The organism is Bradyrhizobium vignae, from assembly GCF_900324035.1.
Lineage (GTDB): Bacteria > Pseudomonadota > Alphaproteobacteria > Rhizobiales > Xanthobacteraceae > Bradyrhizobium > Bradyrhizobium vignae.
The window spans coordinates 3,284,433-3,308,358 of the sequence record NZ_LS398110.1; the positions used below are offsets into that span (position 1 = coordinate 3,284,433).

Annotated in this window: 28 protein-coding genes and 1 pseudogene; 12 read left to right on the forward strand and 17 right to left on the reverse strand. The window is 64.4% G+C overall.

Translation table 11 applies throughout. The features are described 5' to 3' along the window. Window positions 1-285: 285 nt before the first annotated feature. Entirely contained in the window at window positions 286-993 is a 708-nt protein-coding gene (locus tag BRAD3257_RS15790; protein WP_122402591.1) for a hypothetical protein, read from the reverse strand. A 222-nt stretch (window positions 994-1,215) separates the two neighbouring features. On the opposite strand from BRAD3257_RS15790, the gene BRAD3257_RS15795 reads away from it, so the two are divergent. The 4 genes from BRAD3257_RS15795 (at window position 1,216) to BRAD3257_RS15810 (ending at window position 3,229) form a co-directional block, all read left to right on the forward strand. After that, window positions 1,216-1,545: a DUF6949 family protein gene (locus BRAD3257_RS15795; protein ID WP_027576733.1), complete on the forward strand. Its 330-nt coding sequence runs from the start codon at window positions 1,216-1,218 to the stop codon at window positions 1,543-1,545. Window positions 1,546-1,628: 83 nt separating this feature from the next. Then, entirely contained in the window at window positions 1,629-2,159 is a 531-nt protein-coding gene (locus tag BRAD3257_RS15800; protein WP_122402592.1) for a gamma carbonic anhydrase family protein, read from the forward strand. A gap of 258 nt (window positions 2,160-2,417) precedes the next feature. Beyond that, window positions 2,418-2,756 carry a hypothetical protein gene (locus BRAD3257_RS15805; protein WP_122402593.1) on the forward strand — a complete coding sequence of 113 codons (339 nt, stop codon included), beginning with the start codon at window positions 2,418-2,420 and terminating at the stop codon, window positions 2,754-2,756. Between the two features lie 104 nt (window positions 2,757-2,860). Further along, on the forward strand, window positions 2,861-3,229 hold the full coding sequence (locus tag BRAD3257_RS15810; protein WP_122402594.1) for a hypothetical protein: 369 nt from the start codon (window positions 2,861-2,863) through the stop codon (window positions 3,227-3,229). A gap of 183 nt (window positions 3,230-3,412) precedes the next feature. Here the strand turns inward: BRAD3257_RS15810 and BRAD3257_RS15815 are convergent, their stop codons facing one another. The 6 genes from BRAD3257_RS15815 to BRAD3257_RS15840 form a co-directional block, all read right to left on the reverse strand. Then, window positions 3,413-3,907: a hypothetical protein gene (locus BRAD3257_RS15815; RefSeq protein ID WP_122402595.1), complete on the reverse strand. Its 495-nt coding sequence runs from the start codon at window positions 3,905-3,907 to the stop codon at window positions 3,413-3,415. Between the two features lie 178 nt (window positions 3,908-4,085). Then, on the reverse strand, window positions 4,086-4,817 hold the full coding sequence (locus BRAD3257_RS15820; protein ID WP_122402596.1) for an aspartate/glutamate racemase family protein: 732 nt from the start codon (window positions 4,815-4,817) through the stop codon (window positions 4,086-4,088). A gap of 21 nt (window positions 4,818-4,838) precedes the next feature. After that, entirely contained in the window at window positions 4,839-5,717 is an 879-nt protein-coding gene (locus BRAD3257_RS15825; RefSeq protein WP_122402597.1) for an ABC transporter permease, read from the reverse strand. 3 nt (window positions 5,718-5,720) lie between these two features. Then, complete coding sequence (locus BRAD3257_RS15830; RefSeq protein ID WP_122402598.1) at window positions 5,721-6,680, reverse strand: ABC transporter permease; 960 nt, start codon at window positions 6,678-6,680, stop codon at window positions 5,721-5,723. Next, window positions 6,680-7,969, reverse strand: coding sequence for an ABC transporter substrate-binding protein (locus BRAD3257_RS15835; protein WP_162500223.1), 1,290 nt, complete (start codon window positions 7,967-7,969; stop codon window positions 6,680-6,682). The genes BRAD3257_RS15830 and BRAD3257_RS15835 overlap by 1 nt, the downstream gene beginning before the upstream one ends. Window positions 7,970-8,011: 42 nt before the next feature. Beyond that, window positions 8,012-8,998 carry an ABC transporter ATP-binding protein gene (locus BRAD3257_RS15840; RefSeq protein WP_122402600.1) on the reverse strand — a complete coding sequence of 329 codons (987 nt, stop codon included), beginning with the start codon at window positions 8,996-8,998 and terminating at the stop codon, window positions 8,012-8,014. Window positions 8,999-9,258: 260 nt separating this feature from the next. Here BRAD3257_RS15840 and BRAD3257_RS15845 point away from each other — a divergent pair, with 260 nt between their 5' ends. Beyond that, window positions 9,259-9,966, forward strand: coding sequence for a GntR family transcriptional regulator (locus tag BRAD3257_RS15845; RefSeq protein ID WP_122402601.1), 708 nt, complete (start codon window positions 9,259-9,261; stop codon window positions 9,964-9,966). Window positions 9,967-10,007: 41 nt separating this feature from the next. Here BRAD3257_RS15845 and BRAD3257_RS15850 read toward each other — a convergent pair whose 3' ends face one another. Further along, window positions 10,008-10,235, reverse strand: coding sequence for a hypothetical protein (locus BRAD3257_RS15850; RefSeq protein WP_122402602.1), 228 nt, complete (start codon window positions 10,233-10,235; stop codon window positions 10,008-10,010). A gap of 127 nt (window positions 10,236-10,362) precedes the next feature. Here BRAD3257_RS15850 and BRAD3257_RS15855 point away from each other — a divergent pair, with 127 nt between their 5' ends. After that, window positions 10,363-11,910 (forward strand): FAD-dependent oxidoreductase, encoded by a 1,548-nt coding sequence (locus BRAD3257_RS15855; RefSeq protein ID WP_244607962.1) that lies wholly within the window; start codon window positions 10,363-10,365, stop codon window positions 11,908-11,910. A gap of 121 nt (window positions 11,911-12,031) precedes the next feature. Here BRAD3257_RS15855 and BRAD3257_RS15860 read toward each other — a convergent pair whose 3' ends face one another. From BRAD3257_RS15860 to BRAD3257_RS15875, 4 genes are all read right to left on the reverse strand, one after another. Then, complete coding sequence (locus BRAD3257_RS15860) at window positions 12,032-12,658, reverse strand: transglutaminase-like cysteine peptidase (protein WP_122402604.1); 627 nt, start codon at window positions 12,656-12,658, stop codon at window positions 12,032-12,034. Between the two features lie 331 nt (window positions 12,659-12,989). Continuing rightward, on the reverse strand, window positions 12,990-13,601 hold the full coding sequence (locus tag BRAD3257_RS15865; protein ID WP_122402605.1) for a PilZ domain-containing protein: 612 nt from the start codon (window positions 13,599-13,601) through the stop codon (window positions 12,990-12,992). A gap of 69 nt (window positions 13,602-13,670) precedes the next feature. Beyond that, complete coding sequence (locus tag BRAD3257_RS15870) at window positions 13,671-13,823, reverse strand: hypothetical protein (protein WP_244607963.1); 153 nt, start codon at window positions 13,821-13,823, stop codon at window positions 13,671-13,673. Between the two features lie 74 nt (window positions 13,824-13,897). Next, window positions 13,898-14,377, reverse strand: coding sequence for a GNAT family N-acetyltransferase (locus tag BRAD3257_RS15875; RefSeq protein ID WP_122402606.1), 480 nt, complete (start codon window positions 14,375-14,377; stop codon window positions 13,898-13,900). 179 nt (window positions 14,378-14,556) lie between these two features. Between BRAD3257_RS15875 and BRAD3257_RS15880 the strand changes: the two genes are divergently transcribed. The 4 genes and pseudogenes from BRAD3257_RS15880 to BRAD3257_RS15895 all read left to right on the forward strand — a co-directional run bounded on the left by BRAD3257_RS15880 (window position 14,557) and on the right by BRAD3257_RS15895 (window position 17,315). After that, entirely contained in the window at window positions 14,557-15,708 is a 1,152-nt protein-coding gene (locus tag BRAD3257_RS15880) for a zinc-binding dehydrogenase (protein WP_122402607.1), read from the forward strand. 3 nt (window positions 15,709-15,711) lie between these two features. Next, window positions 15,712-15,900 carry a hypothetical protein gene (locus BRAD3257_RS15885; RefSeq protein ID WP_244607964.1) on the forward strand — a complete coding sequence of 63 codons (189 nt, stop codon included), beginning with the start codon at window positions 15,712-15,714 and terminating at the stop codon, window positions 15,898-15,900. 137 nt (window positions 15,901-16,037) lie between these two features. Then, window positions 16,038-16,459, forward strand: a pseudogene (locus tag BRAD3257_RS15890) (VOC family protein). A gap of 343 nt (window positions 16,460-16,802) precedes the next feature. After that, a complete protein-coding gene (locus BRAD3257_RS15895) occupies window positions 16,803-17,315 on the forward strand; it encodes a hypothetical protein (RefSeq protein WP_122402608.1) in 513 nt (170 codons plus the stop codon). A gap of 23 nt (window positions 17,316-17,338) precedes the next feature. Here the strand turns inward: BRAD3257_RS15895 and BRAD3257_RS15900 are convergent, their stop codons facing one another. Together BRAD3257_RS15900 and BRAD3257_RS15905 are read right to left on the reverse strand one after the other, a co-directional pair. Then, entirely contained in the window at window positions 17,339-17,692 is a 354-nt protein-coding gene (locus BRAD3257_RS15900) for a cupin domain-containing protein (protein WP_122402609.1), read from the reverse strand. Between the two features lie 126 nt (window positions 17,693-17,818). Then, window positions 17,819-18,559: a metallophosphoesterase family protein gene (locus BRAD3257_RS15905; RefSeq protein ID WP_122402610.1), complete on the reverse strand. Its 741-nt coding sequence runs from the start codon at window positions 18,557-18,559 to the stop codon at window positions 17,819-17,821. Window positions 18,560-18,905: 346 nt separating this feature from the next. Between BRAD3257_RS15905 and BRAD3257_RS15910 the strand changes: the two genes are divergently transcribed. Next, window positions 18,906-20,834 carry a DEAD/DEAH box helicase gene (locus BRAD3257_RS15910; protein ID WP_122402611.1) on the forward strand — a complete coding sequence of 643 codons (1,929 nt, stop codon included), beginning with the start codon at window positions 18,906-18,908 and terminating at the stop codon, window positions 20,832-20,834. A 77-nt stretch (window positions 20,835-20,911) separates the two neighbouring features. Here the strand turns inward: BRAD3257_RS15910 and BRAD3257_RS15915 are convergent, their stop codons facing one another. The 3 genes from BRAD3257_RS15915 to BRAD3257_RS15925 all read right to left on the reverse strand — a co-directional run bounded on the left by BRAD3257_RS15915 (window position 20,912) and on the right by BRAD3257_RS15925 (window position 22,499). After that, window positions 20,912-21,208, reverse strand: coding sequence for a hypothetical protein (locus tag BRAD3257_RS15915; RefSeq protein ID WP_122402612.1), 297 nt, complete (start codon window positions 21,206-21,208; stop codon window positions 20,912-20,914). 123 nt (window positions 21,209-21,331) lie between these two features. Then, window positions 21,332-21,838, reverse strand: coding sequence for a GNAT family N-acetyltransferase (locus tag BRAD3257_RS15920; RefSeq protein ID WP_122402613.1), 507 nt, complete (start codon window positions 21,836-21,838; stop codon window positions 21,332-21,334). Window positions 21,839-21,944: 106 nt separating this feature from the next. Next, window positions 21,945-22,499 (reverse strand): PAS domain-containing protein, encoded by a 555-nt coding sequence (locus tag BRAD3257_RS15925; RefSeq protein ID WP_122402614.1) that lies wholly within the window; start codon window positions 22,497-22,499, stop codon window positions 21,945-21,947. Window positions 22,500-23,080: 581 nt separating this feature from the next. Between BRAD3257_RS15925 and BRAD3257_RS15930 the strand changes: the two genes are divergently transcribed. Continuing rightward, window positions 23,081-23,857: a rhomboid family intramembrane serine protease gene (locus tag BRAD3257_RS15930; RefSeq protein ID WP_122402615.1), complete on the forward strand. Its 777-nt coding sequence runs from the start codon at window positions 23,081-23,083 to the stop codon at window positions 23,855-23,857. Window positions 23,858-23,926: the final 69 nt, after the last annotated feature.

Sequence of the window (23,926 nt, forward strand, 5' to 3'; positions counted from 1 at the left end):
GAAGAAACCTTTGCCGTGTGCGTCGCTATCGTGTCCCGGACGCGCTGCAACGCCCATGAGCGCGCTTGATCTCTTCAAAGAGGCGAATGTCGAGATCGATGCGCTGCATAGTTCGCGCACGTGTCTGTTAGAGCCAACCCCGGCGGCTTCAGGAAGCGCATGATGGCATCATGCTCCTGTTTTGCCCGACGGATCAAGTCTTGTTCGAAAAATACGAAGTCGTGCCAAGCACTTGGCTACTGTGCATGGGGTTGTTTTCGAACTTTTTGTTTTGGAAGGCCCCGCTCAGCCCCGTGGCCCGCGCAACTGCGCCGTCAGCTTCTCCATCGCCTCCGCCACGTCGCGCCATTGCGACAGCCAGCTGCGGGGAAAGCGGAAGGTGAGGTCGGCGCCGCCGACGCGGCGCTCCGAGAGGCACATGCCCGGGGTGGCCGCATCGCGGGTACAGCGCGCCGTCAGCACGGGGCTTGCAGCGGAATAGAGGTCCTCGCTGCCGTAGGGCGTGTCGGTGCGGAACATCCGCATCGTCAGGCCGTCCACAGGCATCGCCGCGGCCTGGTCGAGATAGCGCGGATAGATCGTTGCGGTTCGCTGCTCGGGCGAGAGCGCCTCGTGATGGGCCGCGATCGACAGGAAGATGCGGTCGATCGATTGCACCGCCGCTTCCGCCGTGTCGGCGGTGACGTGCCTGGGCGCGCCGGGCGGCTCCAGCGAGGGGTAGAGGAAGTCGAGATCGATGCGTTCCTGCGGCCCCGAGTGCCGCTGGATCTTCATGCGGATCGCGGTCACCGGCAGGTTGAACACCGTGCCGCCGACGCTCACCGGCAGCTTGTCCGGGGCGTCCGCGCCCCGGCTGCCCCAGGTCGGCCACAACAGGTAGGCGACGAGCGCGACCGCGCATGCCGCGGCAGTGCCGGCGAGCGCGATCGGGACGACATGCGCCGGGGTGCGCGTGCGGGGGGACCTGAGGGGAGCTGCCGAGAACACCGTCATGAATTGCGCAAGTCGAGCCGGAGGTCGGCCGATGGCCGACGAATCAGCGCCGAATATGCCACGCGACGGCGAGTTCGCGCAGCGTTCGCGGCCGCGGGAAGCGGGGACGGCTCTGCGCGGACCGGCTGGTCGCGTTAACCTTCCCTTAAGGATAATGTAGCGTTAACCGGCACTTTTTGTCACAGGATGGCACCTCGCGTTGCGTAAGGGCGGACCGTTCCGATGACACCTGAAGCTCTCAACACTTTCTTCTCGATCTGCATCGGTTTTGCGCTCGCGGGCGCGCTCGTGAATGGATACCAGGCGCTCGCGCAGCGGCCCGCCGGCTTCGGCCTGTTGCAGGACGGTGTGGCGCCGAAAACCTTTGCGGCGGTTCCGTTCCTGGTGTTCGCCGCGCCCTTCATCATCATGCGCAACACGCTGCGCGGCATGCGCGTGGAAAGCCGCCGCGTCGAATTCGTGATGATGGCGACCCTCATCGCCGGGTTCTGGAGCATGATGAGCGGCACCTTCTTTCTGATGACGCTGCGCGCGGCCGGCCTCCTGGTCTGATGCCCGCGTCTTGATCGCGGCCGGCCCTTTGCGTCCAGGCTGCCGTTTGGCTATGCCAGTGGTCAACGCGACAGGAGACCTCCATGGCGATCTACGAGCTCGATGGGCAGGCGCCCGACCTTCCCGCCGACGGCAATTATTTCATCGCCGAGACCGCCACCGTGATCGGCCGGGTGCGCCTGAAGCCGGGCGCGAGCGTCTGGTTCGGCGCGGTGCTGCGCGGCGACAATGAGTGGATCGAGATCGGCGAGGGCGCCAACGTGCAGGACGGCTCGACCTGCCACACCGATCTCGGCTTTCCGCTTGTCATCGGCAGGAACTGCACGGTCGGCCACAACGTCATCCTGCACGGCTGCACCATCGAGGAGGGCGCGCTGATCGGCATGGGCTCGATCGTGATGAACGGGGCAAGGATCGGCCGCAACAGCATCGTCGGCGCCGGCTCCGTCATCACCGAGGGCAAGGAGTTCCCCGAGCGCTCGCTGATCATCGGCTCGCCGGCGCGCGTGATCCGCACGCTCGACGACGCTCAGGTGCAGAAGATGGGAAGTGCGGCGAGGTTTTACGTCGCCAACGGTCCGCGCTTCAAGCAAGGCTTGAAGCGGATCGGCTGAGAACGTGCCGGCGCGGCCCGCCTCCAGGCAGGGCTCGGTACGGTAAAAATACCGGCGCGTCCTTTAATCGTGAAGCAGTTCGCGGATCAAGAGCGAGGTGCCGCATCTGCACCGTCACGACGAGACCGGACATCTTGCGCGCGCCAAAGGGATCTCGATCGGTCATCGTGATTTGCCTCTCTCGCTTTCAAGCTGTGACGGCATTTGTTCCGGAACAGGTCTTGATCGCGGCCGTTGACCGGCAAAGGAGCATTTGCAATGGCCAGACCGTCCGCAACCGGCTCAATCAAGACCACGATCATGATCCTCGCACTCGCGGCGGTGCCGGCCGTCTCATTGGCGCAAGCGACCGGCGGCTCTGCCGGATCGAGCGGAGGCTCGGTGGGAACGACCGGAGGTTCGATGGGATCGACCGGAGGCGTTGGCAACTCGCCCGCTCCGCCGCCCGGGACCAACAGCCTGGGTACGGCTCAATCATCTGGTCCGGGATCCGGAGTCACCACCGGCGCCGGCACAGGTGGGGAGACTGATGCCACCGTCAACGCCGAGAACCGGCGGCTCGACAAGAAAATGAACAGCATCTGCCGCGGCTGCTGAATGCTCGCGCGGAAGTGAGACAGTGTGGCTGTCCGGAATGCCTGGGTGACGTTAGCTTGATCCTGCTTTGAAGCGTGGAGCGTATCCGCGCGGAGGATCGAGTCATGTTACGCAAGATGGTGACGGCGGCGCTGACCGCCGCGGCAGTCGGGCTGTCAGCGCCGCAAGTGGCCGAGGCGCGGGGCGGTTTCGGGCATGGTGGAGGCTTCCATGGCGGTGGTTTCCATGGTGGGGGCGGTTGGGGGCACCGGCATTGGCATGGCGGCGGCTTCTGGCCAGGGTTCGCGATCGGGGCGGGTTTCGTCGGTGCCGGCTACTACGGGAGCTATTACGGCTACGGTTACCCGTACTACGGTGATCCCTACTATTATGGTGCCGGCTACGACGACGGTTATGGCGGCTGCTATGTCGCACGGAAGCGTGTCATGACGCCATCGGGCTGGCGGTACCGTCGGGTCGACGTCTGCGAGTGAAGCGGTACGCCTGCTAAAGAACAAGGCCGTTGACGCAGTATACCGTCAACGACCTTGCCAGCCCCGGATATTGAAATCGGCTCACGCCATCCGGTAACCGCGAGCATCGCGCGGAATCATACGAGCGAATGTGATCCAGTTCACAAGTGGCGAAAATAAAGTTCCCGCCGCGCCCTGATCAGGTCAGCCGCGCGAGCTCTTGCGTGCGCTGGCGTGGACGCGGGACCGGGTAGGTTTCCTGCGGGTAACCGACGGCGTTTCGACCTCGGTCGACCGTGCACTGGCAAAGGACTGCCGCAGGCCGTCAATGGATTCGTTCAGGCTTGCGACCTGCTCGGACAGGCGCTTGGTGTCGGCCTGTTGCGCCGCCATCAGCCGCTTCATCGTCTGGAGCTGGTCCTGCACCACCTGAAGCTGGTCGATTGATTCCTGCTGGGTCGCTTCGAGCCCTTTGGTTTTCTCAACCAGCTGCTCGGATGCCTGGACCGTGCGGGCCTGGAGCTGTCGCGATGCCACCACCCGGTCGGTCTCGGGGGCGGCGCCGGTATAGGCACGCCAGATCGCGATTGAAGTCACCCCCGCGATCAGGAGCAACAGGGCTGCAGCGGTCAGCGCGATGGGCTGGGCGCCAAGACGAAGGAGGGGGTTGGACGGTGTGTCCTGGGCGAGATCGATCATCGCTGACAAAACCCAACAGAAACTTGGCGAGTGGCGAAGACCGGCAACTCAGAGGGGTCACCGGGGGCGTCCCGAAAACGCTACGTTTCGGCAAGGAATGGGACCAAAAAGAGGCTGAGAGCCAAAAAACCAGTGATCAGCGGGCCTTGCGGGCTCCAGGGCCCCGTAAGGCGCAGGATCAAGGCTGAAACTGCGAAAAGGGCCCGGAATAGCTCTTCGCGCGCGGCGCTGCGTAGGGGCCGAGGCGGGATGTCTTCAGTCCCAGCCGCACCAGTGATTCCGCCAACGTCACCGCGGCAGCGACGCCGTCGACGACGGGAAGGCCGTGTGTTTCGGCGAGCTCGCTGGCGAGATCGGCCATGCCGGCGCAGCCGAGCACGATGACTTCCGCGCGGTCGTCGCGGATCGCAGCCGTGATCTCCGCAGAGATCTTGCCGAGCGCATCGGTGTTGCGCTGCTCGAGCGCCAGCACCGGCACCTCGGCGGCGCGGACCCGGGCGCAGCGATCAGAAAGGCCGTATTTCCGTAAGTTATGCTCGATCGGCACGATGGAGACGCCGAGCGTCGTCACGACGGCAAAACGCGCGGCGATCAGGCTCGCGATGTGGAAACCGGCTTCACCAATGCCGATCACCGGTGCCTTCGCCACCGCACGCGCCGCATCTAAGCCGGTGTCGTCGAAACAGGCGATGATGTGCGCATCCGCGCCATCGCGGTCGGCCTCGCGGATACAGCCGAGCATGCCGGGAACGGCGAAGGCCTCATCGTAAAACCCCTCGATCGAGACTGGGCCCATCGTCGGCTGACGCGCGTCGATCACGGTGCCGGGGAGGGCAACGCTGCGCGCCGCAGCGGCGATCTTCGCGGTCATCGACGCGGTGGTGTTGGGATTGACGACGTGCAGTCGCATCGTGATCAGACAAGTCCCTCGTCAGACGAGCCCTTTGCCGGCGTCCGAACCCTTGGCCGCCTGCCGCTTGTTGAGCATGTGGATGGTGCCGAGCGCAAGCGTGATCACCGCGAATGACACTGCCGAGATCACGGTGCCGAGCGCGTAGATGTCGGGGTTGGTCACCGTGGTGGTGAGGCCCTGCAGATCCAGCGGCAATGTATTGACCGCGCCGATCGCCTGGCTGGAGCGCGCGAGCTCGTCCCAGGACAGCGTGAAGCCGAACAGGCCGATGCCGATCACCGAGGGCAGGATGATCGGCAGCACGACGTGTCGGAAGGTCTGCCACGGCGTCGCCCCGAGATCGCGCGCGGCTTCCTCTAGGCGCGGATCGAATCGGTTGAAGATCGCAAACATGATCAGCAGGCCGAACGGCAGCGTCCAGGTCAGATGTGCGCCCAGCCCCGAGGTGAGCAGGCCCATCGAGGTCTCGAAATTCTCGTTCCAATGCGCCTTGATCAGATCGTCGATGATGCGGAATTCGAGCGAGATGCCGAGCGAGGTGATGATCGAGGGCACGATGAGGCTCGCAATCGCCGAATAGAACAGGATGCTCTGTGCCTTGAATTTTCTGCGGAAAGCCATGCCGGCCGCGACCGACAGCACGACGGTGACGATCATCACGATCACCCCAAGCAGCAGCGAGCGGCGGAAGGCTGCGCCGAGATCGACGATGCCGGTGCCCTGGAACAGTTTTGCGATCCAGAAGGTCGACACGCCGTTCATCGGGAAGGTGAGGCCCCCTTGCGGTCCCTGGAACGACAGCACGTAGATCGCGATCATTGGCCCATAGAGAAACAGCACATAGGCCGCGAAGAAGATCGCGAGCACGTAGAAAGAGCGCGGACGTCCTTCCTTCATGCGTTAGAGCTCCTTCTTGATGTCGACGATGCGCGACATCATGGTGATGATCAGGAAGGTGATCGCGAGCAGGATCACGGCGTTGGCCGCGGCGGCGGGAAATTGCAGCGCATTCACCCGCGTCTCGATGATCTTGCCGGCCGCCGCGATCTGCTGGCCGCCCATCACGCCGATGGTGATGAAGTCGCCCATCACGATGGTGATGACGAAGATCGAGCCGATCACGATGCCGGGCTTCGCCAGCGGGATGATGACGTTGACGAGGGTCTGGAAGCCGGTGGCGCCGGCGTCATAGGCCGCCTCGATCAGAGACTTGTCGATGCGCACCATCGAGTTGAAGATCGGCACCACCATGAAGAAGGTGAAGAGGTGCACCAGCGCCAGCACCACGGAGAATTCGGAGAACAGGAGCCATTCCAAGGGATGGTTGATCAGTCCCGTCTTCATCAGGCCGGAGTTCACGAGGCCGTTGCGTCCGAGCAACGGGATCCAGGCGATCATGCGGATCACGTTGGAGGTCCAGAACGGGATCGTGCAGAGCAGCGACAAGCCCATCTGCCAGGTCTTGGACTTGACGTGGAAGGCGAGGAAGTAGGCGACCCAGAAGCCGAGGAAGAGGGTGATGGCCCAGACCATGAAGCAGAGCTTCAGCGTCATCACATAGGTCTTGCCGATCGTGCAGAGGTCGGGAAGCTGCTCGATGCAGCCCTCGAACGTATCGGTGTAGCCGCGGCCGGAGAAAGCCGGCAGCAGCTGATATTCGTTGTAGTCCCAGAACGAGACGATGACGACGAAGACGAGCGGAATGAGGAAGAAGGCGAGAAACACCAGCATCATCGGCCCGGCCTGGAGCCAGGAGATGAATGACGGCGACAGGCGCGTCGGCTTTGCGGCGCGCGCTGTGCCCGACCCCGGGAGCAAGCCCGGGGTAGCCTCTTGCAGGACTTCTTCCGACATGTCCATTACGCCGCGATGAACTCGTTCCACTTGCGGACCATGTAGTCGTTCTCGTCCATCACGGCGTTCCAGCAGGCGACCGCACCCATGCGGTCTTCGTAGGAGCCGCCGTCGCGCACCGCGCCGGCCTTTTCCAAGAGCGAGCCGTCGGGCGCCTTGATGTCCTTCTCGGCCGGCTTGCCTTCCATCCAGTACGCCCACTCGTAGGGCTCCATGTGTGCCTTCGCGGTGGAGAGCACTGCGGAGTAATAGCCCTGGCGGTTGAGATAGGCGCCGGCGTAGCCGGACAGGAACCAGTTGACGAACTCGTAGGCCCAGTCGAGCTTCGCGCCCGACACGCCCTTGGAGACGCAGAAGCCGGAGGCCCAGGAGCGGTAGCCTTCCTTGAGCGGCTGGAAGGTGCAGGGGATGCCCATTGAGCGGACCTTGGTGACGGCCGGCGACCACATCGACTGGATGACGGTTTCGCCCGAAGCCATCAGGTTGACGCTCTCATTGAAGTCCTTCCAGAAGGCGCGGAACTGGCCGGCCTTCTTGGCCTCGGTCATCACCTTCATGGTGAGATCGATCTCCTCCTTGGTCATGTTGCCCTTGTCGGCATATTTGTACTTGCCGGAGGCTTCCACGACCATGGCGGCATCCATGATGCCGATCGAGGGGATATTGAGGATCGAGGCCTTGCCTTTGAATTCGGGATTGAGCAGCTCGGACCAGGAGCTGATCGGCCGCTTGATCAGGTCGGGGCGGATGCCGAGCGTGTCGGCGTTGTAGACGGTCGGGATCAGCGTCACGAATTCGGTCGCCGACGTCGCGAACTTCTTGGAGTCCTTGCCTTCCAGATAGAGCACCTTCCAGGGTGCCGTGCCCTGGCCGCCGATCTTCTTGCCGCCGGGCGTCTCGCCTTTGGTGAAGACGGGCGTGATGTTGTCGAACTCTTTGATCTTCTTGGCGTCGAGCGCGAGGATGTTGCCCGACGGCACCAGCTTCTTCAGGGAGAAATATTCGGTGTCCAGCACGTCGAAGGAGTTCGGCTGGGTCATCACGCGCTTGGTGACGTCGTCGGTGGTCGCGGTGATGTATTCGATCTTGATGCCGGTGTCCTTCAGGCACTGCTTGGAGATGTCGTCGCCTTCGTTCACGGCGGTGCCGAGATAGCGCAGCACCTTCGCGTCGGCCGATTTCACGTAGGGAAAGCCGGTGATCGCACCGGAGCCGGCGGCAAGGCCCGCGAGACCCGCGGTGCCCTTGAGTAGCGTGCGGCGGCTGACGCCGGTCGTCCTGGTGGTCTCGCTCATGTCAGTCACTCCTCTGTTGCGCATTCCAGTGATCGATCGGCGCTATTGCAGGCGTTGCGCCTTGGCGGGATCCCAGGTGGCCAGCACGCGATCGCCCGGACGGAACGGGTGGACGTCGAAGGTGGCCTCGGGAACATGGGAAAACAGGGCAGTGCCGTCGTCGAGCGTGAGCGAGACGGCGATATAGGAGCCCTGGTACTCGGTCTGCGTCAGCAGCGCCGGCGCACCGAAGGCGCCGTCGGCCAACGGCAAGATGCCGAGCTGATCGGCGCGCACGGCGATGAGATTGCCGGCGTCGCTGATCACGTTGTGGCCGCCGATGAAGCGCGCCACGAATTCGGTGCGCGGATGGTGGAAGATCTCGCGCGCCGTGCCCTGCTGCTCGATCCGGCCGTGATTCATCACAACGATGTGGTCGGCGAGCGCCATCGCCTCTTCCTGGCCGTGGGTGACCTGGATGAAGCTGATCCCGAGCTCGCGCTGCAGCCGCTTCAGCTCGCCGCGCATCTTCACCCGCAGGAAAGGATCGAGCGCCGACAGCGGCTCGTCGAGCAACAGGATCTGCGGCTCGGTGATCAGCGCGCGGGCGAGGGCGACGCGCTGCTGCTGACCGCCGGAGAGCTGCGCCGGCAGACGGCCCGCATATTGGCTCATCGCGACCAGCTCGAGCAATTCACCGGCGCGCTTGTGCCGCGTCGGCTTGTCGATGCCGCGCATCTTCAAAGCGAATGCGACGTTGTCGAGCACGGAGAGGTGCGGAAACAGCGCATAGGACTGGAACATCATCGCGGTGCCGCGCTTGGCGGGCTCGAGGTCGGTGACGTTCTGCGCGCCCAGGATGATGTCGCCCGCGCTGACCGCCTCGTGGCCGGCGATCATGCGCAGGGTCGAGGTCTTGCCGCAGCCGGAGGGGCCGAGCAGGCAGCAATAGGTGCCGGCCGGAATCTTCAGATTGACGTTATCGACCGCCAGCGTGGTGTCGTAGCGCTTGGTGACGGCGACCAGTTCGAGAGCGGCGGGAGTGGCCATGGCGTGTCCGAGGAGGGGCGATGCGTCTCGCCTCTCTCCGCAAGGTCCGTGCCAACAGCCCGCGGCTGTGCGAATTTCCAAAACTGTGCAGCGGAGTCAGATCGTTAGGTCAGTTCCGGCCCCCGGTTGGCTGGCCACCACCTGCGCAGTCATCTGCACACAAAACGGGCGAAGATTGTATAAAGTTTCGCCTGTGATTGGATACAGCTCGTCGACTAACATTCGAGGCCGAACGCCTGTCGATCGAGCTCCCGCCCCCCATGGCCGCCAAGACCCGCCAAAAACCCGATGCGCCAGATGCGAGCGATCGCGTCAGCCGTATCCGGGAGGGCGTGACCGCGGCGATCCTCGAACATCGCCTGCTGCCCGGCACCAAGCTCGGTGAGGACGAGATCGGCGAGATCTACGGCGCGAGCCGTACGCTGGTGCGCACCGCGCTGCAGCAGCTCGCACATGAGGGCATCGTCAACATCGAGAAGAACCGCGGCGCCTTCGTCGCGCGGCCGACGCCCGCCGATGCCCGCGAAGTGTTCGAGGCGCGCCGCCTGATCGAGCCTACCATCGTGGACCGCGCGATCGATGCGGTTTCGCCGGCCTGGCTCGATCGCCTCGGCCAGCATCTTGCCGAGGAGCGCGAAGCGGAATTGCGCGGCGATGCGCGCGCCTCGGTGCGGCTCTCCGGCGAGTTTCATCGTCTCGTCGCCGAGATGAGCGGCCACGGCATCTATCTCGGCTTTCTGAAGGAGCTGATCGCGCGCTCCTCGCTCATCATCCTGCTCTACCGCCGCCACGACACGCCGGCCTGCGGCACCGATCATCACGCGGGAATCGTCGCCGCGATCCGCAAGCGCGACAAGGCGCGCGCGGGGACCTTGATGCTGTCGCACCTGAACGAGATCGAGGCGGAGCTGTTCCTGAAGGATCCCACCGCCGACGAGCTGCGGCTGGCGGATGTGCTCGGCGCCTGACCGGTACCGCGCGGGGTTGCGGTCGCGCCCGCGACGCCGCATCAGCGGCTGAGTTCGCTTTCCGCGGCGAGCTGCCCGTCAGGCGTGATTTCGTATTCGCCGTCGTGCTTGGTCATCCATCCTGACCTGACCATCTCTCGTGCAAGCTGTATGGAGCAGATCGGATGATTGCCTCCCGGGTGATACAGCCTGTCATTGCGGACGAGCAGGTGCCCGTACAACTGAGCCTGACGCAGCGCCCTGCGCATTCCGGGTGATGGAGTTTTCATGCGGTTTCATGCGCGAGCACGATGAAGGTTCCTAATCGATGAGGTGAGCACGGTCACGTTCCGCTCGCCGGCCGCCGACAGGAACCCTGATCGTACCACATCGTTTGTTCTTCCGAGGAGAACTGCCATGAACGTACGGGACGAGCACACCCGATCGCCCTGGATGGATATCTCGGTCGCAGACGCGCCGGCGCTATCCGGGACCGTGGGAGCGGACGTCGCCGTTGTCGGCTCCGGAATTTCCGGATTATCGGTCGCCTATGAGCTTGCCAGCCACGGACGTTCGGTCGTGGTGCTGGACCGCGGCGGCATCGGCAGCGGGATGACGGCACGTACCACCGCACACCTGGCGACGGCGCTCGACGACGGTTACGACGAGTTGTTGAGGGTGCGAGGCCCCGACTGTGCCCGCCACTACTATCAGAGCGTCGTGACCGCGATCGATCGCGCCGAGGCCATTCAGCGCATCGAGCACATCGATTGCGATTTTCAACGCGTCGACGGTTACTGGGTGCAGGCGCCCGAAACGCCAGCATCCGAGCTGGACGAGGAATTGGATTGCTGTCTCAGGCTGGGGATTCCCGTCGAAAACTACGTCGAGCCGACCCCGTTCCATGCCAACGGCCAGATGCGTTCGCTGCGTTTTCCGCGCCAGGCGCGCCTGCATCCGACCAAATATCTCGCTGGTCTCGCGAGCGCACTGGAGCGCCGGGGCGCCAGGCTCTACGCCGACACCTGTGTCGAGAGCATCCGTCAACGCCAAGGCGACATGGTCGTGACGACCGCCTCAGGCCACGAGGTCCACGCCGCCGACGTAGTGGTCGCGACGAACTCGCCCGTCAATGTGCAGGTCGCGATCCACACCAAGCAGGCGCCTTACCGCACCTATGCGCTCGCCGCGAAGATCGCGGCCGGAGCGCTGGAGGACGCGCTCTATTGGGATACGCTCGATCCCTATCACTATGTCCGACTCCAGCCGTTCTCCACCGACGAGCATCTCGTGATCATCGGCGGCGAAGACCATAAGTCGGGCGAAGCGAACGACGGCGCACAACGCCTTGATGCGCTCGAACGCTGGGCGCGCGAGCGATTGCCGCACCTGCGCGAGGTCACTCACCGGTGGTCCGGCCAGGTGCTGGAGCCGATCGATTTCGCCGGCTTCATCGGCCGCAGTCCCGGCGAAGAGCATCTCTACGTCGTCAGCGGCGATTCAGGGCAGGGGATCACGAACGGGCTCGTTGCCGGCTTGTTGGTGACGGATCTGATCACGATTGGCGCGAGCCCGTGGGAAGAGGTCTACGCTCCGACGCGGAAGATCCACAAGAACATCGGCGAGTTCATCAGCGAGAACATCACGCCGCTGAAGAATTTCGCGGAATATCTCACCGCGAGTGAGATCGCGAGCGTCGAACATTTGCGGCCGGGCGAGGGGCGCCTCGTCCGCAGCGGCCTGAAGAAGATCGCGGCGTGCCGCGACCGGAACGGGCAATTGCACTTGCATTCGGCAAGCTGCACCCATCTCGGCTGCGTCGTGCACTGGAATTCACTCGAACAGTGTTGGGATTGCCCGTGTCACGGGTCGCAGTTTGCGCCCGACGGCACCGCGCTCAACGGCCCCGCAGTGTCGCCGCTGGGCGAGGCCGACAAGCCCGCCAATCTTGAAGCCGCAGAGTGAGTGGTCATCCCCCCCGAAAAAGTTGCGGCCAGCCATTGGGGGATGGCTGGCCGCGCGCGAACCGGTCTGGGACGGGGAGGGGTGGGGATGTGACCGGGCCGCGTAACTCGTTATCTCGTTCCTACTGATCCTTCGCGCTGGCGGTGGAGACCGCCGGCTTGGTATCGCCCAGCGAGACCCACACGTTGGGATCGCTCTGCGACTGGCGCTTGACGAAGCGGTAGCCGGTCTCCGTCCAGGCGACCACGTTCTCGTTCTGGTTGTCGAGAATGAACTCGCCCTTGTCGGTCTTCACCGTCAGCACCGCGTGGCCTTCGCCCTTCTTGTCGCGCACCACGGTGATGAGCAGGGCCTGGCGCGGCCATCCGGCATCCATCAGCATCTTGCGCTTCAACAGCACGTAGTCTTCACAGTCGCCGTAGCCGTCGGTCGGCAGCGACCACCTCTCGATCACGCCCCAGTGCTCCTGGTCGGTCAAAGGCTTGATGGTCTCGTTGACCCAGCGATTGACCTTGACGAGGTCGCGCCACGCGGCCTGTGACATCACGATGTCGCGCGGCTGCATCGGCGCACCCTGGCACTGGGCAGCATTGTCCGCGCAGAACTCGACCCAGCCGATCGGCGCACGCGTGGTGTCGCCGAGGCTCGCGTAGAGCAGACGGCCTTCGCCGGCCTGCGCTGCCGCGCTGATCCCGAAGAGCATGGCGACAATCGCCAGCCTCTTCCCCTGTCCCTTGAAGTCAAACATTGCGGCCCCCGTTTCTTGTTGGGACCACGTTTGGCACGGAGCTTTTGAGTTGCCGCTAAGTCAACCAAGTCAAGTCGAGACGAATGCAAGTAAAAGGCGCGGCGAATTCGATCTATACTTGAATCGAATTCAAATAAAATTCGATATGACTGCAATTGATTCAAATTTTATCCATTAACGGGGAAACGCCGGCGGAAGCGTTGTTTGCAGGCATCTACAACCCACGCGTTAACCGCGGGGCGGCTTGCCGCGAGACATGAAAAAGGCGGCGTCCGCATCGCGGAGGCCGCCTTCGAGCCTGGAAATGCCGAGGTTTTCGCGTCCTCGCGTTTTACCGCGCGGTAACGCTCTCTTCGAGTGTCTCGGCCGGCTGCTCGTGCATGAACTCCAGCGCAAACCCGTCTTCGAGGTTTCGGACCACGCGGCCCTGGACCCGGCCGAGCAGAACCGTCGATTTCAGCGGCGGCCGGTTCTCCGCGGCGATGGCCGCGCCCGACAGCGAGAGGTCGATGATGCGGCAGGTCATCTTGGTGCCGTCCTCGAGCGTCAGCACCGCGATCGGGTTGCGCGGCACGATACGGTCGTGACGGCGATCCTCAGGCAGATTGAGGATGTCGCGGTTGGCGAGCCAGGTCAGCTGGGCCGCGAGCTTGTCGCGCTTACGCGGCGTCGCCCCGATCGTCATGGCAAAGCCGTTGTCGATGATGCGGGTGATCTTGCCCTCGACGCGGCCGATATGGTCGAGATAGGCAACCACGCGGTCGCCGACATTGCCGATGCCGGGGGCGAGCAAAGCAAGGCCGCCCGGCGACATGTTGATCACCTGGCAGGGGAATTCCCGGCGGTCCGGCAGCATGTAGCGGCCGAGCAGGTGCACCTTCACCCGCTGGAAGCGCCTGCGCTCCTCGGTGGCAGGAAGAAATTTTTTGTTCGCCAACGCCATTTCCAACACCCGACCCCCCGCCCGGGCGGAGTCCGGCACGACCCTAAAGTGCATAGGGTTAATGCCGCGTTAGGATCGGGCGCGGCGGTAACGGACAGACACAATGCGCTCGAAAAGCCACAGCAAGGGCGGGCAGGCCAATACAGTCGCACCCAGCACGCGGGCGGCCCCGCTCATGATCGGGCCGGCCGGATCGCCGTCGATCAGGCCGATCAGCGCCATAGCCTGGATGGACCAAAAGCGAAATCCGGGGCCGCTGTCTCCGCATTACGCTGCGCGCCATGCGGGCTACCAGACTACCCGAGCGACTTCACGTAAACCGCATACGGCACGCCGGAGATATCCGGCGCCTCATGCACCTTCTCAAACCCCATGCGCAGATACATCGGCAGCGCAACCGTCATGATCGTCGTCGTATGCAGTGCGATGACCGGGGACTGATCGCGCTCGGCGCGGCGCAGACATTCTTCGGTCAATTGCCGGCCGATGCCCTTGCCGCGCGCGGAAGGATCGACCACCAGCATGCGGATGATTGGCCAGGACGGATCGAAGAATGCCGGCTTCGGCGCTTGTGGGCCGACATAGGCCACGGCGCCGACGATCTGATCGCCGTTTTCGGCAACGATGATCTCGCCGGTCTTGGCAAGTAGCGGCATCTTCGCGACATTGGCCGTAAACAGCGGCCAGTCGGAATAGTCATGCTCGAATTGTGCGAACGCCGCGAGAGCAACGCGCACGATCGCATCCGCATCGTCGGACCTATAATCGCGCAGCATCGGCGTGATCCTTGTAGATCCGGATGGAGCTGCGTAATCCGGGGCCGCTGTCCCCGCATCCCGCGTTGCTCCATGCGGGCTACGCGTTGCCGCACCACCTTGGCATGGCCGCCCATCTCACATACGCTTCCCATCAGCCCGCACAACCAATCATAACAGACGGGCAGCGAGGACACACCATGGAGCAAATCCGCGTCTGCACCCACGCAGGGCCGGGCTCGGAGCCCGTCATCAAAACCGTGCCGTGGCCGCAGGTCGGCCGCAAGGCTGCGCTGATCAAGGTCGGCGCCTGCGGGGTCTGCGGCACCGATCTGCATATTCTCAAAGGGCATTGGCCGAAGCCGCTGCCCTGGCCGTTCACGCTCGGCCACGAGCTTGGCGGCGTCATCGTCGAATGCGGCGATGAATTCACCGAGGACTTCATGAGCAAACCGCTCAAGGTAGGCTCAAAAGTAATGATCCCGCCGCTGATGCCGTGCGGACGCTGCTATTACTGCATCCATTATCCACAAACCGCCAACAAATGCCTGACGCCGGTTTATTACGGCCGCTATCTCGGCTTCGACAAGGCGCCGCATCTGTGGGGCGGCTGGGCCGAATATGTCTATGTCGATCTCGACATGTTGCCGGGCACCAAGATCTACAAGCTGCCCGACGACATGTCGCTGCGTTTGGGGGCGCTGTCGGAGCCGCTCACCTCCTGCATCCGCGCCTTCAATCGCGCGACCCGCGCAGGCGGGTTCAGCTGGGGCGACACCGTGGTGATCCAGGGCTCGGGCCCGATCGGCATTCTCGCGGTCGCCGCCGCAAAGGAGATGGGGGCAGGGCGCGTCATCTGCGTCGGCGCGCCGGAGGAGCCGCGGCTCAAGCTCGCCCGCGAATTCGGCGCGGCGGCGACGGTCAACATCGAGGAGCTGAAATCACCGCAGGAGCGCATCGCGCGCGTGCGCGACATCGTCGGCGGCTTCGGCGCCGACCTCGTGATGGACTGCTCGGGACATCCCTCGGCGGGCCCCGAAGGCATCGAGATGTTGCGCGATGGCGGCACCTATGTCGAGATGGGCCAGTTCACCGACGCCGGCTCGATCGAGACCTCCTGGCATCGCATCTGCACCAAGGACCTCAACGTGCTGGGATCCTGGGGCTTCACCGGCAACGACCTGCCGCTCGGCGTCGACATGCTCTATCGCACGCGTGACAAATATCCGTGGCTGAAGATGCAGACGATCTATCCGTTCACGGAATCGGGCGTCGCGCAGGCGGTGAAGGACGCGATGGCGATGAAGACGGTGAAGTCGACCATCGTGCCGTGGCCGGAGCTGGTGGAATAGGCGATGCCGTTCATCCCGCCCGATCTCGCGGCATTCCTGGTCGAGGCCAAGCGACGCACTTATGCGGGCCTCGACGACGACGCGACCGTCGCCACGCCGCTGCTCACCGGCTCGAAGCAGCTCGAGCACCGCGCGCCATCGGTTTCACGGCATCGAGACGATTGCGCGGCACGATGGTACACCGCTTTATGAGCTGCGTTATGGTGGCGGCCTGCTGCGATGGATAAATCCGTAGCCCGGGATGGAGCGCAGCGTAATCCGGGGACGCCGGTCCGCATTCCGCTTTGCTCCATGCGGGCTACAAGTCGGAGCCTTGAACGAGTGACGAAATGACCGACGAAAAGACACCCGAACCGGCCCGGCGCTCCCCCTTCAACTCCATCCGCGCAATCGACTACACCGTCATCTTCGTGCGCGACATGGCCGCGATGCGGCGCTTCTACGAGGACGTCCTCGCCTTTCCGCTCTCGCGCGAGCTGTCGCCGAACTGGATCGAGTACGGCCTCGGCAGCAACACGCTGGCGCTGGCAAGACCGAGCCGCACCGCCGCCGATGCGCCGATTCCGGCGGGCAGCGCCTCGCTGCAGCTGGCCTTTAGGGTTTCCGTGGCCGAGGTCGATCAATGCGCCAATGAACTCGCGCGGCATGGCGTGGCGCTGCTGTCGCCACCACGAACCAGTCTTTCGGCCACCGCACGCTGTTCTTTCGCGATCCCGACGGCAATCTTCTGGAGGTCTATGCGGAGATATGAGGACGTTGGTCTGACTTCACCCTCTCCCCTTGTGGGCCCCCTTGTGGGAGAGGGTGGCTCGCCGCAAAGCGGCGAGACGGGTGAGGCATATCTCTCCGCGCGTGAGTTTCGGTCGTTGTTCCCAGAGATACCCCTCATCCGGCGCCACAGCCGAAGCTTCGCTTCGGCGTTCTCAGGAACGGCGGCCGAAGGCCGCCTATCCCACCTTCTTCCACAAAGGGAGAAGGAAGAGCGCAGTTGGGGCGCCCTTCGCCCAAAAAGTTCCACCAGGAATTCGCAAGTTATTCACGTCGAGGTGAAACTTAGGCCCCAGTTCCGGCTTTCAGTTCGCGGGAGAGGTATCGTGAAGCGAATCCTGAAACCCGTCACTTACATCCTGGCTGCGATCTACCTCCTGGTGGATGCGGTCTTCATGGCCGTGGCGCGGCCCATCGCCCGCTGGATTGGGCGGCATTTCGAATTCCGGCGGTTGCGCGCCTGGATCAGGGCGCTTCCGCCTTATCCGTCACTCGCCTTATTTTCCGTGCCCGTCATCATTCTCGAACCGATCAAACCGGTCGCTGCCTACCTCGCTGCAACGGGGCAGTTCGTGACCGGTGCGGTGACTTTCATCATCGGCGAACTGCTCAAGCTCGTGCTGGTGGAGCGCCTGTTCCATCTCACGCGGGACAAGCTGATGCGGATTCCGGCCTTCGCCTGGACCTACGGGAAGGTCGCGGCGATGAAGGCGTGGCTGCAGGCGACCGAAGCCTGGCGCGCCGTCCGAGCCTTGGCCCGCGCTGCCAAGGACACTGTTGCGCGGGCAAAAGCCAAGCTGGTCGGCAGCTTCAGCAGGCTGGAGACCTCGAGGGACTAGACCAGAGACAACGGCGTTGCTCGCTATGCGAGCTTGCGCGCAGCGGCGGTCGCCGTGTCGCCCGTATTTGGCGTGCCGGTCGGTTCGATCAGCATGAGATGAACCTCCTCGCGGGCCACTGGGCGATGCTCGACGCCTTTGGGCACGACATAGAGCTCGCCCGGACCGAGCGTCACCGTGCGATCCCGCATTTCGATGTCCAGATGGCCCTTCAGGACCAGGAAGAAATCGTCGGTGTCGTCGTGCTTGTGCCAGGTGAACTCGCCCTTCACCTTCACCACCATCACGTCGCAATCGTTGAAGGTCGTGATTGTGCGCGGCGACCAATAGTCCCCAAAGGTCGCCAGTTTGTCGGCAAGCGATATGCTGTCGGCCATGTTTCACCCGTTGCTCCCGCTTGGGGCACGATTTGGGGGCGCGTGGCGGGCGCGACAAGGCCGTACGCGTTCATCGGTCGATCCTGCCCTGTGGCGTGGATTCGGAGATCTCACGACAGCCGGCTTCTATTTGACGTATCCGGACAACATCGCCTGCGCCCATTCCGGGCGGTTGTTGGCGAGCGCGCGTGCCGAGGCGGCCTCCCAGTCGTATTCGAGGGCGAGAAGTTCGACTTGCCAGCCCCTTTTTCCCTTCGTGATGATCGCATACCGGGCGTGAGGCGAGCGGTGTTCCAGTTTCGCGGCAAAGGGAATGTCCGCGAAGACCGGGCATCCGACGCTCCCGGGATTGAGGACCAGACACTCGCGCGGACCGTGAATGACGGCTTGGCGGTGGCTATGGCCACACAGCACCACGCGCGCCGTCGGCTCGCTCGCAAGGCGCGTCGCCAGAACTTCGCGGCGTGCCGGCACAAAGCGGCCGTCGTCGAGCGTTTCCTCCAGCAGGCACGCCGTATCGTCTTCGGGCGTGCCATGGCAGGCCAGGATCCCTTCGTCCAGCCGAATTTGGGAAGGCAGGCTGTGGAGCGCGCGCCGTTGCTCCGCAGTCAGTGCGCGACGCGCAAACAGGCCTGCCGGCGAGAGCTTGTCGTCCGGAAACTCCTCAATCCAGCGATCATGGTTTCCGCGCACGGTCGGCAACGCCAGCGACTGGAGGGCTTCGAAGGTTTCTCTCGGCCACAGCGGGCTGGTGACGCAATCGCCGAGGTTGACCGTACGGTCGACGCCCCGCGCCTTGATGTCGGCCAGCACCGCCTCAAGCGCAGCAAGATTGCCGTGGATATCGGAAATGACTGCCAACCGCATCGTCGTGCTCCCTATTCTGTTTTATCTGAACTTAGCTCTGCCGGGTCGCAGGACCTATCTAGGATCAGCCGATGGCCGCAGGTGCGTTTGACGGACGGCGTCACTTGGTCATTCCCATCCGATCCGGTGGGTCTCAGGTTAATGGAGGTGGCCGTAAAAATCCGCTGCAACCTTCCGGCGCGGTGCTCTCCATCAAGCCATGCATCATAGGCATGGTGATTTCCGACCCTTTGGCGTAAAGAGCGCCCAGATCAAATCAGCGTGCGGCCGGGCCGTTTGCCGCGCACGCAGCTCAGGTCCGCAGGATCACCGTTCCGCGCCTGAATCAACCAAGGTTCTCCATCCCGTGTCTTTTCCGGCCCTGACCCCGCCGCTCGCCCGCGCTTTGGCCGAGCGGAACTATGATTCACTGACCCCCGTCCAGCTCGCCGTGCTCGCCCACGAAGCGACCAGCCGCGACCTCCTGGTGTCGGCCCAGACCGGCTCCGGCAAGACCGTCGCTTACGGATTGGCGATCGCCAAGAATCTCCTCGATGACGCCGAGCAGTTCGGACCTGCGGCCGCGCCGCTCGCCCTGATTGTGGCGCCGACCCGCGAGCTCGCGCTTCAGGTTCAGCGCGAGCTCGCCTGGCTCTACGGGCATGCCGGCGGGCGCGTCGTCTCCTGTGTCGGTGGCATGGACCCGCGGCGCGAGCAGCGCGAGCTGGCCGCCGGTGCGCACATCGTCGTCGGCACGCCCGGGCGGCTGTGCGATCATCTGCGCCGCGGCCGCCTCGACATCTCCCAACTCGCCGCCGTCGTGCTCGACGAGGCCGACGAGATGCTCAATCTCGGCTTTCGCGAGGACATGGAGTTCATCCTCGAGACCACGCCGGAGACGCGCCGCACCCTGCTGTTCTCGGCGACCTTTCCGCGCGGCATCGTCGCGCTTGCGCGGCGATATCAGCGCGATGCGTTCCGGATCGAGGTCGCCGGTGACGAGGGTGGTCACGCCGATATCGAGTATCGCGCGATCCGCGTCGCGCCCGCCGACGTCGAGCACGCCGTCGTCAACGTCTTGCGCTTTTACGAGGCGCCGAGCGCGCTGGTGTTTTGCAGCACGCGCGATGCCGTCAGGCATCTGCAGGCCGCGCTGTTGGAACGCGGTTTCTCTGTGGTCGCGCTATCGGGCGAACTGACGCAGAACGAGCGGACGCTGGCGCTGCAGTCGCTGCGGGACGGACGGGCCCGCGTCTGCGTCGCGACCGACGTCGCTGCCCGCGGCATCGACCTGCCGAGCCTCGACCTCGTCATTCATGCCGATCTGCCCAACGACGCCGAGGTCATGCAGCACCGCTCCGGTCGCACGGGACGCGCGGGCCGCAAGGGGACGAGCGTCCTCCTGGTGCCGCCCGCACGTCGGCGGCGCGCGGAACTGCTGCTCGATCTCTCGGGCATCGATGCGGCCTGGGGTACCGCGCCGCAGGCGGACGAAATCCGCAAGCTCGATCACGAGCGCATGAAGGACGTGCTGTTCACCGAGGAGACGACTGCCGACGACCTCGCTCTCGCGCATGCACTATTGGCCGAGCGGTCGCCCGAGGACATCGCCGCCGCGCTCGCGCGGCTCTATCGCGCGCGGCTGCCGGCGCCCGAGGACATCATCGATCCCGGCGAGCGAAGCGGTAAGCTGCGCGAGGAGCGCGGGCGTGACAGATTTGAAGGCGGCGACGATCGCGTCAAGGCGCGATCGAAGCCGGGGAAAGCCTCCTCGAAACACGCCATGACGGAGGGCAGCGTCTGGTTCCGCGCCGCGATCGGGCGGCGCAAGAATGCCGAGGCACGCTGGCTGCTGCCGATGATCTGCCGCCGCGGCGGCATCGACAAGCGCGACATCGGCGCCATCAAGATCATGGATACCACGACCGAGTTCGAGATCTCCGAGCGGGTCGCAGATTCGTTCGCCACCAAGATCAAGCGTCCGGACAAGGAAGACAGCATTCGCATCGAGCCGATGGCGGACGTGCCCCGCCGGCGGGAAGATTCGGAGGCGCACCCTCACGCCTTGCAGCGCGAGGCCGGCGATCATCGTGAACGGCGCCACGATCGCCCGCGCGAGGCAAGTGGAGCCAAGCCACGCAGCAGGGCTCATGGTGAGCGCGTGCCGAAATTCGCCGATGCTCCTTCCTTCGGGAAGAAGAAGAAGGACAGGCCGGGCCACGCGGAGCCGTCGGTCACGCCCTGGCGGGTGAAGGGTGCATCGGGAAAGAAGGCCAAGAAGAAGCGTCGCGGTTGAGCTTCTGTCGTTCCGCGCTGACAGGAGCGATGCCGCCGGACTGCACCGGCGACATCATCTGAAAGTCGGGTGTGAGTTCAGCGGCCGCCGCCGCCACCGCCACCACCGCCGCCACCACCACCGCCGGCATCGCGCATCGACGAACTGTAGCGCGGGTCAGTCTGCTTCATGTAGGTCGGCGAGGTATCGTCGGTGAGGCGAACGACGCGGCGTGCACGGCCCGGGTTCGTCATTTCGACGACGCTGCCGCAGCTTTCGAACAAGGCAAATTCGCAGCCGTAAGATCGGGCCTGCGCCGCATTGGCACCGGTCGCGGTGAGCGCGGCCGTTGCAACGCATGCAAGGAAAGCAACTTTCGACAATGTGAGTTTCATGGACATTCTCCAGCCTCGGTTCGGCGAGACCGGAACGGCTCGCACATACCTTCGACGGAGGCTGATCCGGCCCGGTTCGAGGGAGCGGCTTCACGCCCACGTGAGCCGACCGGGAAGGGGGCGTCACGTCGCGGCGAGGTCGCGCAGCATGTATGTCGTGCCTTCGCCGTACGATTCGAGCTTTGTACGCAGCTCCGCATCCGCAGTGACGGCCCGAAAGCCGACACGTTCCCACAGCGGCCGCGTGGCGTAGACCGAGACCAGCGCCAGCGTCGCGATGTGCGACGCGCGCGCCAGCCGCTCGATCTCGGCAACATAATCGCGTGCAACGCCGCCGCGAAAGCCGGACAATACGGCGAGGTCGTGCAGGTGGAGGCAATCCGCGCGATCGGGCAATTCGTGCAGGAAGCTGTCGAGCGGCGGAATCCGGTATTGCATCCAGGGATGCGTCAGTCCGTAGCCGACGATGCCTTCATCTGCGCCGAGCACGCGGCAGCCAGCCGGGTAGAGCCGCATCTTCTCCGCGAGCACCTCGGCGCGCTCAGGCAGCGCAGGGTGGATGCGTGCCGCAAGCGCGCTGATCGCAGGCAAGTCGCAGGTGTGCGCGGGACGCCAGTGCGTCTTGCTCATGTCGGTCCGTCGTTCCGTCTGGTTAGACCAGTTTATTCAGTTCCGCTGCCGTGCCGCTATCTCGGATACGTCTTGCGCGCGATGCCGCGCATCGGGGCCGCGGAGGCTATCTCAGCCCCTCATACACCATCAGCCCGCGTGCGACCTGCAATTTCCGGATGGCGCGCGGCAAGAGCTTCTCGGGCTGGTGCAGATAGCGCCAGGAGGTGAGGGTGAAGGCGGAAAGCGTGCCGCATTCGTCGTCGAACGGCGCGAGCACGCCGGTCACGCTCACCGGTGTGTGCGGACGGGCGTTGAAGGGGAGCAGCAGCAGTTCGAGATGCGCCTTGCTGCCGTCCTCGCGCGCCGCGGTGATGCCGGCGATCGCACCCAGCGTCTCGTCGGCGACGATCGTCGCAATCTCCTCGATCTCGCCTCGGCTCGCATCAGCGAATAGCGCCGCAAAGCTCTGATCCTTGAGGTCGCGCCCTGCCAGCGCGCAGACGCGCGTGCCGGCGACGCGAAACGGGAAGCCGAGGCTCGGCTCACAGGACAGCACGAAGATGTCGCCGAGCAGGCCTCGGACCGCGGCCGGGTCGATGTCGGCCCGGTCAGGGGCCCGCGCAGTGCCGCGCTTCTTGTCCCAATACGCGAAGAACGTGCGGCTCGACGGATGTTTCATGACTGAACGCTCGCCCGGGGTGCAACCTCGAAGGGACAAACCTGTCCCGCTTCAGTGCACCCGCGATCCCTTCTGTTGTTGTGCAGGAGGGGATTTGCAGCGTCCATGCCGCGCGCGCGTTTTCGGGCCTCTTATGCCAGCTTTTGCGTCGTTAACGTTAAATTAACTATGCGCTTGGTGTCGGCCGCGCGCCTGCTATGGTGACCGCGGTCGCAAGCCTCGCCGCTTTCTCCAGGTTCTCGGCGGGGCCTGTACTTAGGGGCGTCAAACAGCTTGGTCACGATCGCGGGGAGGGGTGGGGATAGCCTTATCTCTCCGGCCACCGGAAGACCGACACGGACAGGCAGGGCTTTCCCAGGGCCCTGCCTTTTCCTTTTTTAACCCTTCGTGTCCCGGACGCGCTGCAACGCATAGCGTTGCTGCGCAGAGCCGAGACCCAGCGACGGATCGGGCCGGACATCTCGCAGCTTGTCCCTTTGTGCACTTGCGCAGGGGCGGTAAAGGCGACTATCTCCAAGCTGTCGCTCCGATTGCCCGAAAGCGAAGCCGCCTTGGATTCCCCGCAAGATTCGTCACCGAACATGCCGGCCGCCGCTGAGGAGGCTCCGCGCGAGCCGATCTTGACGCTGCCGGCGGCGCTGACCGCCTATATCGCCCTGCTGGCGCTGATCCATCTGCGGGTGCTGCTGCCACCGGAGCTCGAGAACTGGACCATCGACGTCTTCGGCTTCATTCCGAAGCGCTACGATTCCTCGCTGCTCAATTTGCAGATTCCGGGCGGGGCGGGAGCGAAGGTGTGGACTTTCGTCACCTATTCGCTGCTGCATGCCAATCTCACCCATCTCGGCTTCAACGTGCTGTGGCTGCTGCCGTTCGGCAGCGCGCTGGCGCGGCGCTTCGGTGCGGTCAGGTTCTTCGTCTTCCTGGCGGTGACGGCGGCGGCCGGCGCGCTCGCCCATCTCGTGACCCATGAGCATGCGGTGGCGCCGATGATCGGCGCTTCGGCCTCGGTCTCGGGCGCGATGGCTGCCGCGATCCGCTTCGCCTTCGCCCGCGGCAGCTTCTTGTCGTTCAGCCGATCGGATGCCGATACCGCCGCGAAGGTTCCTGCGCTGCCGCTGTCGCGTGCGCTGCGCGACGGGCGGGTGGTCGGCTTCCTCGCCGTGTGGTTCGGCGTCAACATCATCTTCGGCGTCGGCGCGATCGGCATCGATGCCGAAACCACCAGCGTCGCATGGCAGGCGCATATCGGCGGCTTCTTCGCCGGCCTGTTGCTGTTCGCGCTGTTCGATCCGGTGCCGCGCGTGCGAAGCGATGCTGCGGATGCGTCATCACGGGACGTTTCTGACCGTGCTTGAAGCTGTACTTGCAGCGCGGCCCGAATTCATCCATCATTCCCGGGAAGAATGTTCCGGAGCGACAAGCCC

What these genes read in the sequence shown, in the direction of transcription:
- BRAD3257_RS15790 (WP_122402591.1), bottom strand. Translation starts at nt 993, where the DNA reads ATGACGGTGTTCTCGGCAGCTCCCCTCAGGTCCCCCCGCACGCGCACC.
- BRAD3257_RS15795 (WP_027576733.1), top strand. Translation starts at nt 1,216, where the DNA reads ATGACACCTGAAGCTCTCAACACTTTCTTCTCGATCTGCATCGGTTTT.
- BRAD3257_RS15800 (WP_122402592.1), top strand. Translation starts at nt 1,629, where the DNA reads ATGGCGATCTACGAGCTCGATGGGCAGGCGCCCGACCTTCCCGCCGAC.
- BRAD3257_RS15805 (WP_122402593.1), top strand. Translation starts at nt 2,418, where the DNA reads ATGGCCAGACCGTCCGCAACCGGCTCAATCAAGACCACGATCATGATC.
- BRAD3257_RS15810 (WP_122402594.1), top strand. Translation starts at nt 2,861, where the DNA reads ATGTTACGCAAGATGGTGACGGCGGCGCTGACCGCCGCGGCAGTCGGG.
- BRAD3257_RS15815 (WP_122402595.1), bottom strand. Translation starts at nt 3,907, where the DNA reads ATGATCGATCTCGCCCAGGACACACCGTCCAACCCCCTCCTTCGTCTT.
- BRAD3257_RS15820 (WP_122402596.1), bottom strand. Translation starts at nt 4,817, where the DNA reads ATGCGACTGCACGTCGTCAATCCCAACACCACCGCGTCGATGACCGCG.
- BRAD3257_RS15825 (WP_122402597.1), bottom strand. Translation starts at nt 5,717, where the DNA reads ATGAAGGAAGGACGTCCGCGCTCTTTCTACGTGCTCGCGATCTTCTTC.
- BRAD3257_RS15830 (WP_122402598.1), bottom strand. Translation starts at nt 6,680, where the DNA reads ATGGACATGTCGGAAGAAGTCCTGCAAGAGGCTACCCCGGGCTTGCTC.
- BRAD3257_RS15835 (WP_162500223.1), bottom strand. Translation starts at nt 7,969, where the DNA reads ATGAGCGAGACCACCAGGACGACCGGCGTCAGCCGCCGCACGCTACTC.
- BRAD3257_RS15840 (WP_122402600.1), bottom strand. Translation starts at nt 8,998, where the DNA reads ATGGCCACTCCCGCCGCTCTCGAACTGGTCGCCGTCACCAAGCGCTAC.
- BRAD3257_RS15845 (WP_122402601.1), top strand. Translation starts at nt 9,259, where the DNA reads ATGGCCGCCAAGACCCGCCAAAAACCCGATGCGCCAGATGCGAGCGAT.
- BRAD3257_RS15850 (WP_122402602.1), bottom strand. Translation starts at nt 10,235, where the DNA reads ATGAAAACTCCATCACCCGGAATGCGCAGGGCGCTGCGTCAGGCTCAG.
- BRAD3257_RS15855 (WP_244607962.1), top strand. Translation starts at nt 10,363, where the DNA reads ATGAACGTACGGGACGAGCACACCCGATCGCCCTGGATGGATATCTCG.
- BRAD3257_RS15860 (WP_122402604.1), bottom strand. Translation starts at nt 12,658, where the DNA reads ATGTTTGACTTCAAGGGACAGGGGAAGAGGCTGGCGATTGTCGCCATG.
- BRAD3257_RS15865 (WP_122402605.1), bottom strand. Translation starts at nt 13,601, where the DNA reads ATGGCGTTGGCGAACAAAAAATTTCTTCCTGCCACCGAGGAGCGCAGG.
- BRAD3257_RS15870 (WP_244607963.1), bottom strand. Translation starts at nt 13,823, where the DNA reads ATGGCGCTGATCGGCCTGATCGACGGCGATCCGGCCGGCCCGATCATG.
- BRAD3257_RS15875 (WP_122402606.1), bottom strand. Translation starts at nt 14,377, where the DNA reads ATGCTGCGCGATTATAGGTCCGACGATGCGGATGCGATCGTGCGCGTT.
- BRAD3257_RS15880 (WP_122402607.1), top strand. Translation starts at nt 14,557, where the DNA reads ATGGAGCAAATCCGCGTCTGCACCCACGCAGGGCCGGGCTCGGAGCCC.
- BRAD3257_RS15885 (WP_244607964.1), top strand. Translation starts at nt 15,712, where the DNA reads ATGCCGTTCATCCCGCCCGATCTCGCGGCATTCCTGGTCGAGGCCAAG.
- BRAD3257_RS15900 (WP_122402609.1), bottom strand. Translation starts at nt 17,692, where the DNA reads ATGGCCGACAGCATATCGCTTGCCGACAAACTGGCGACCTTTGGGGAC.
- BRAD3257_RS15905 (WP_122402610.1), bottom strand. Translation starts at nt 18,559, where the DNA reads ATGCGGTTGGCAGTCATTTCCGATATCCACGGCAATCTTGCTGCGCTT.
- BRAD3257_RS15915 (WP_122402612.1), bottom strand. Translation starts at nt 21,208, where the DNA reads ATGAAACTCACATTGTCGAAAGTTGCTTTCCTTGCATGCGTTGCAACG.
- BRAD3257_RS15920 (WP_122402613.1), bottom strand. Translation starts at nt 21,838, where the DNA reads ATGAGCAAGACGCACTGGCGTCCCGCGCACACCTGCGACTTGCCTGCG.
- BRAD3257_RS15925 (WP_122402614.1), bottom strand. Translation starts at nt 22,499, where the DNA reads ATGAAACATCCGTCGAGCCGCACGTTCTTCGCGTATTGGGACAAGAAG.
- BRAD3257_RS15930 (WP_122402615.1), top strand. Translation starts at nt 23,081, where the DNA reads ATGCCGGCCGCCGCTGAGGAGGCTCCGCGCGAGCCGATCTTGACGCTG.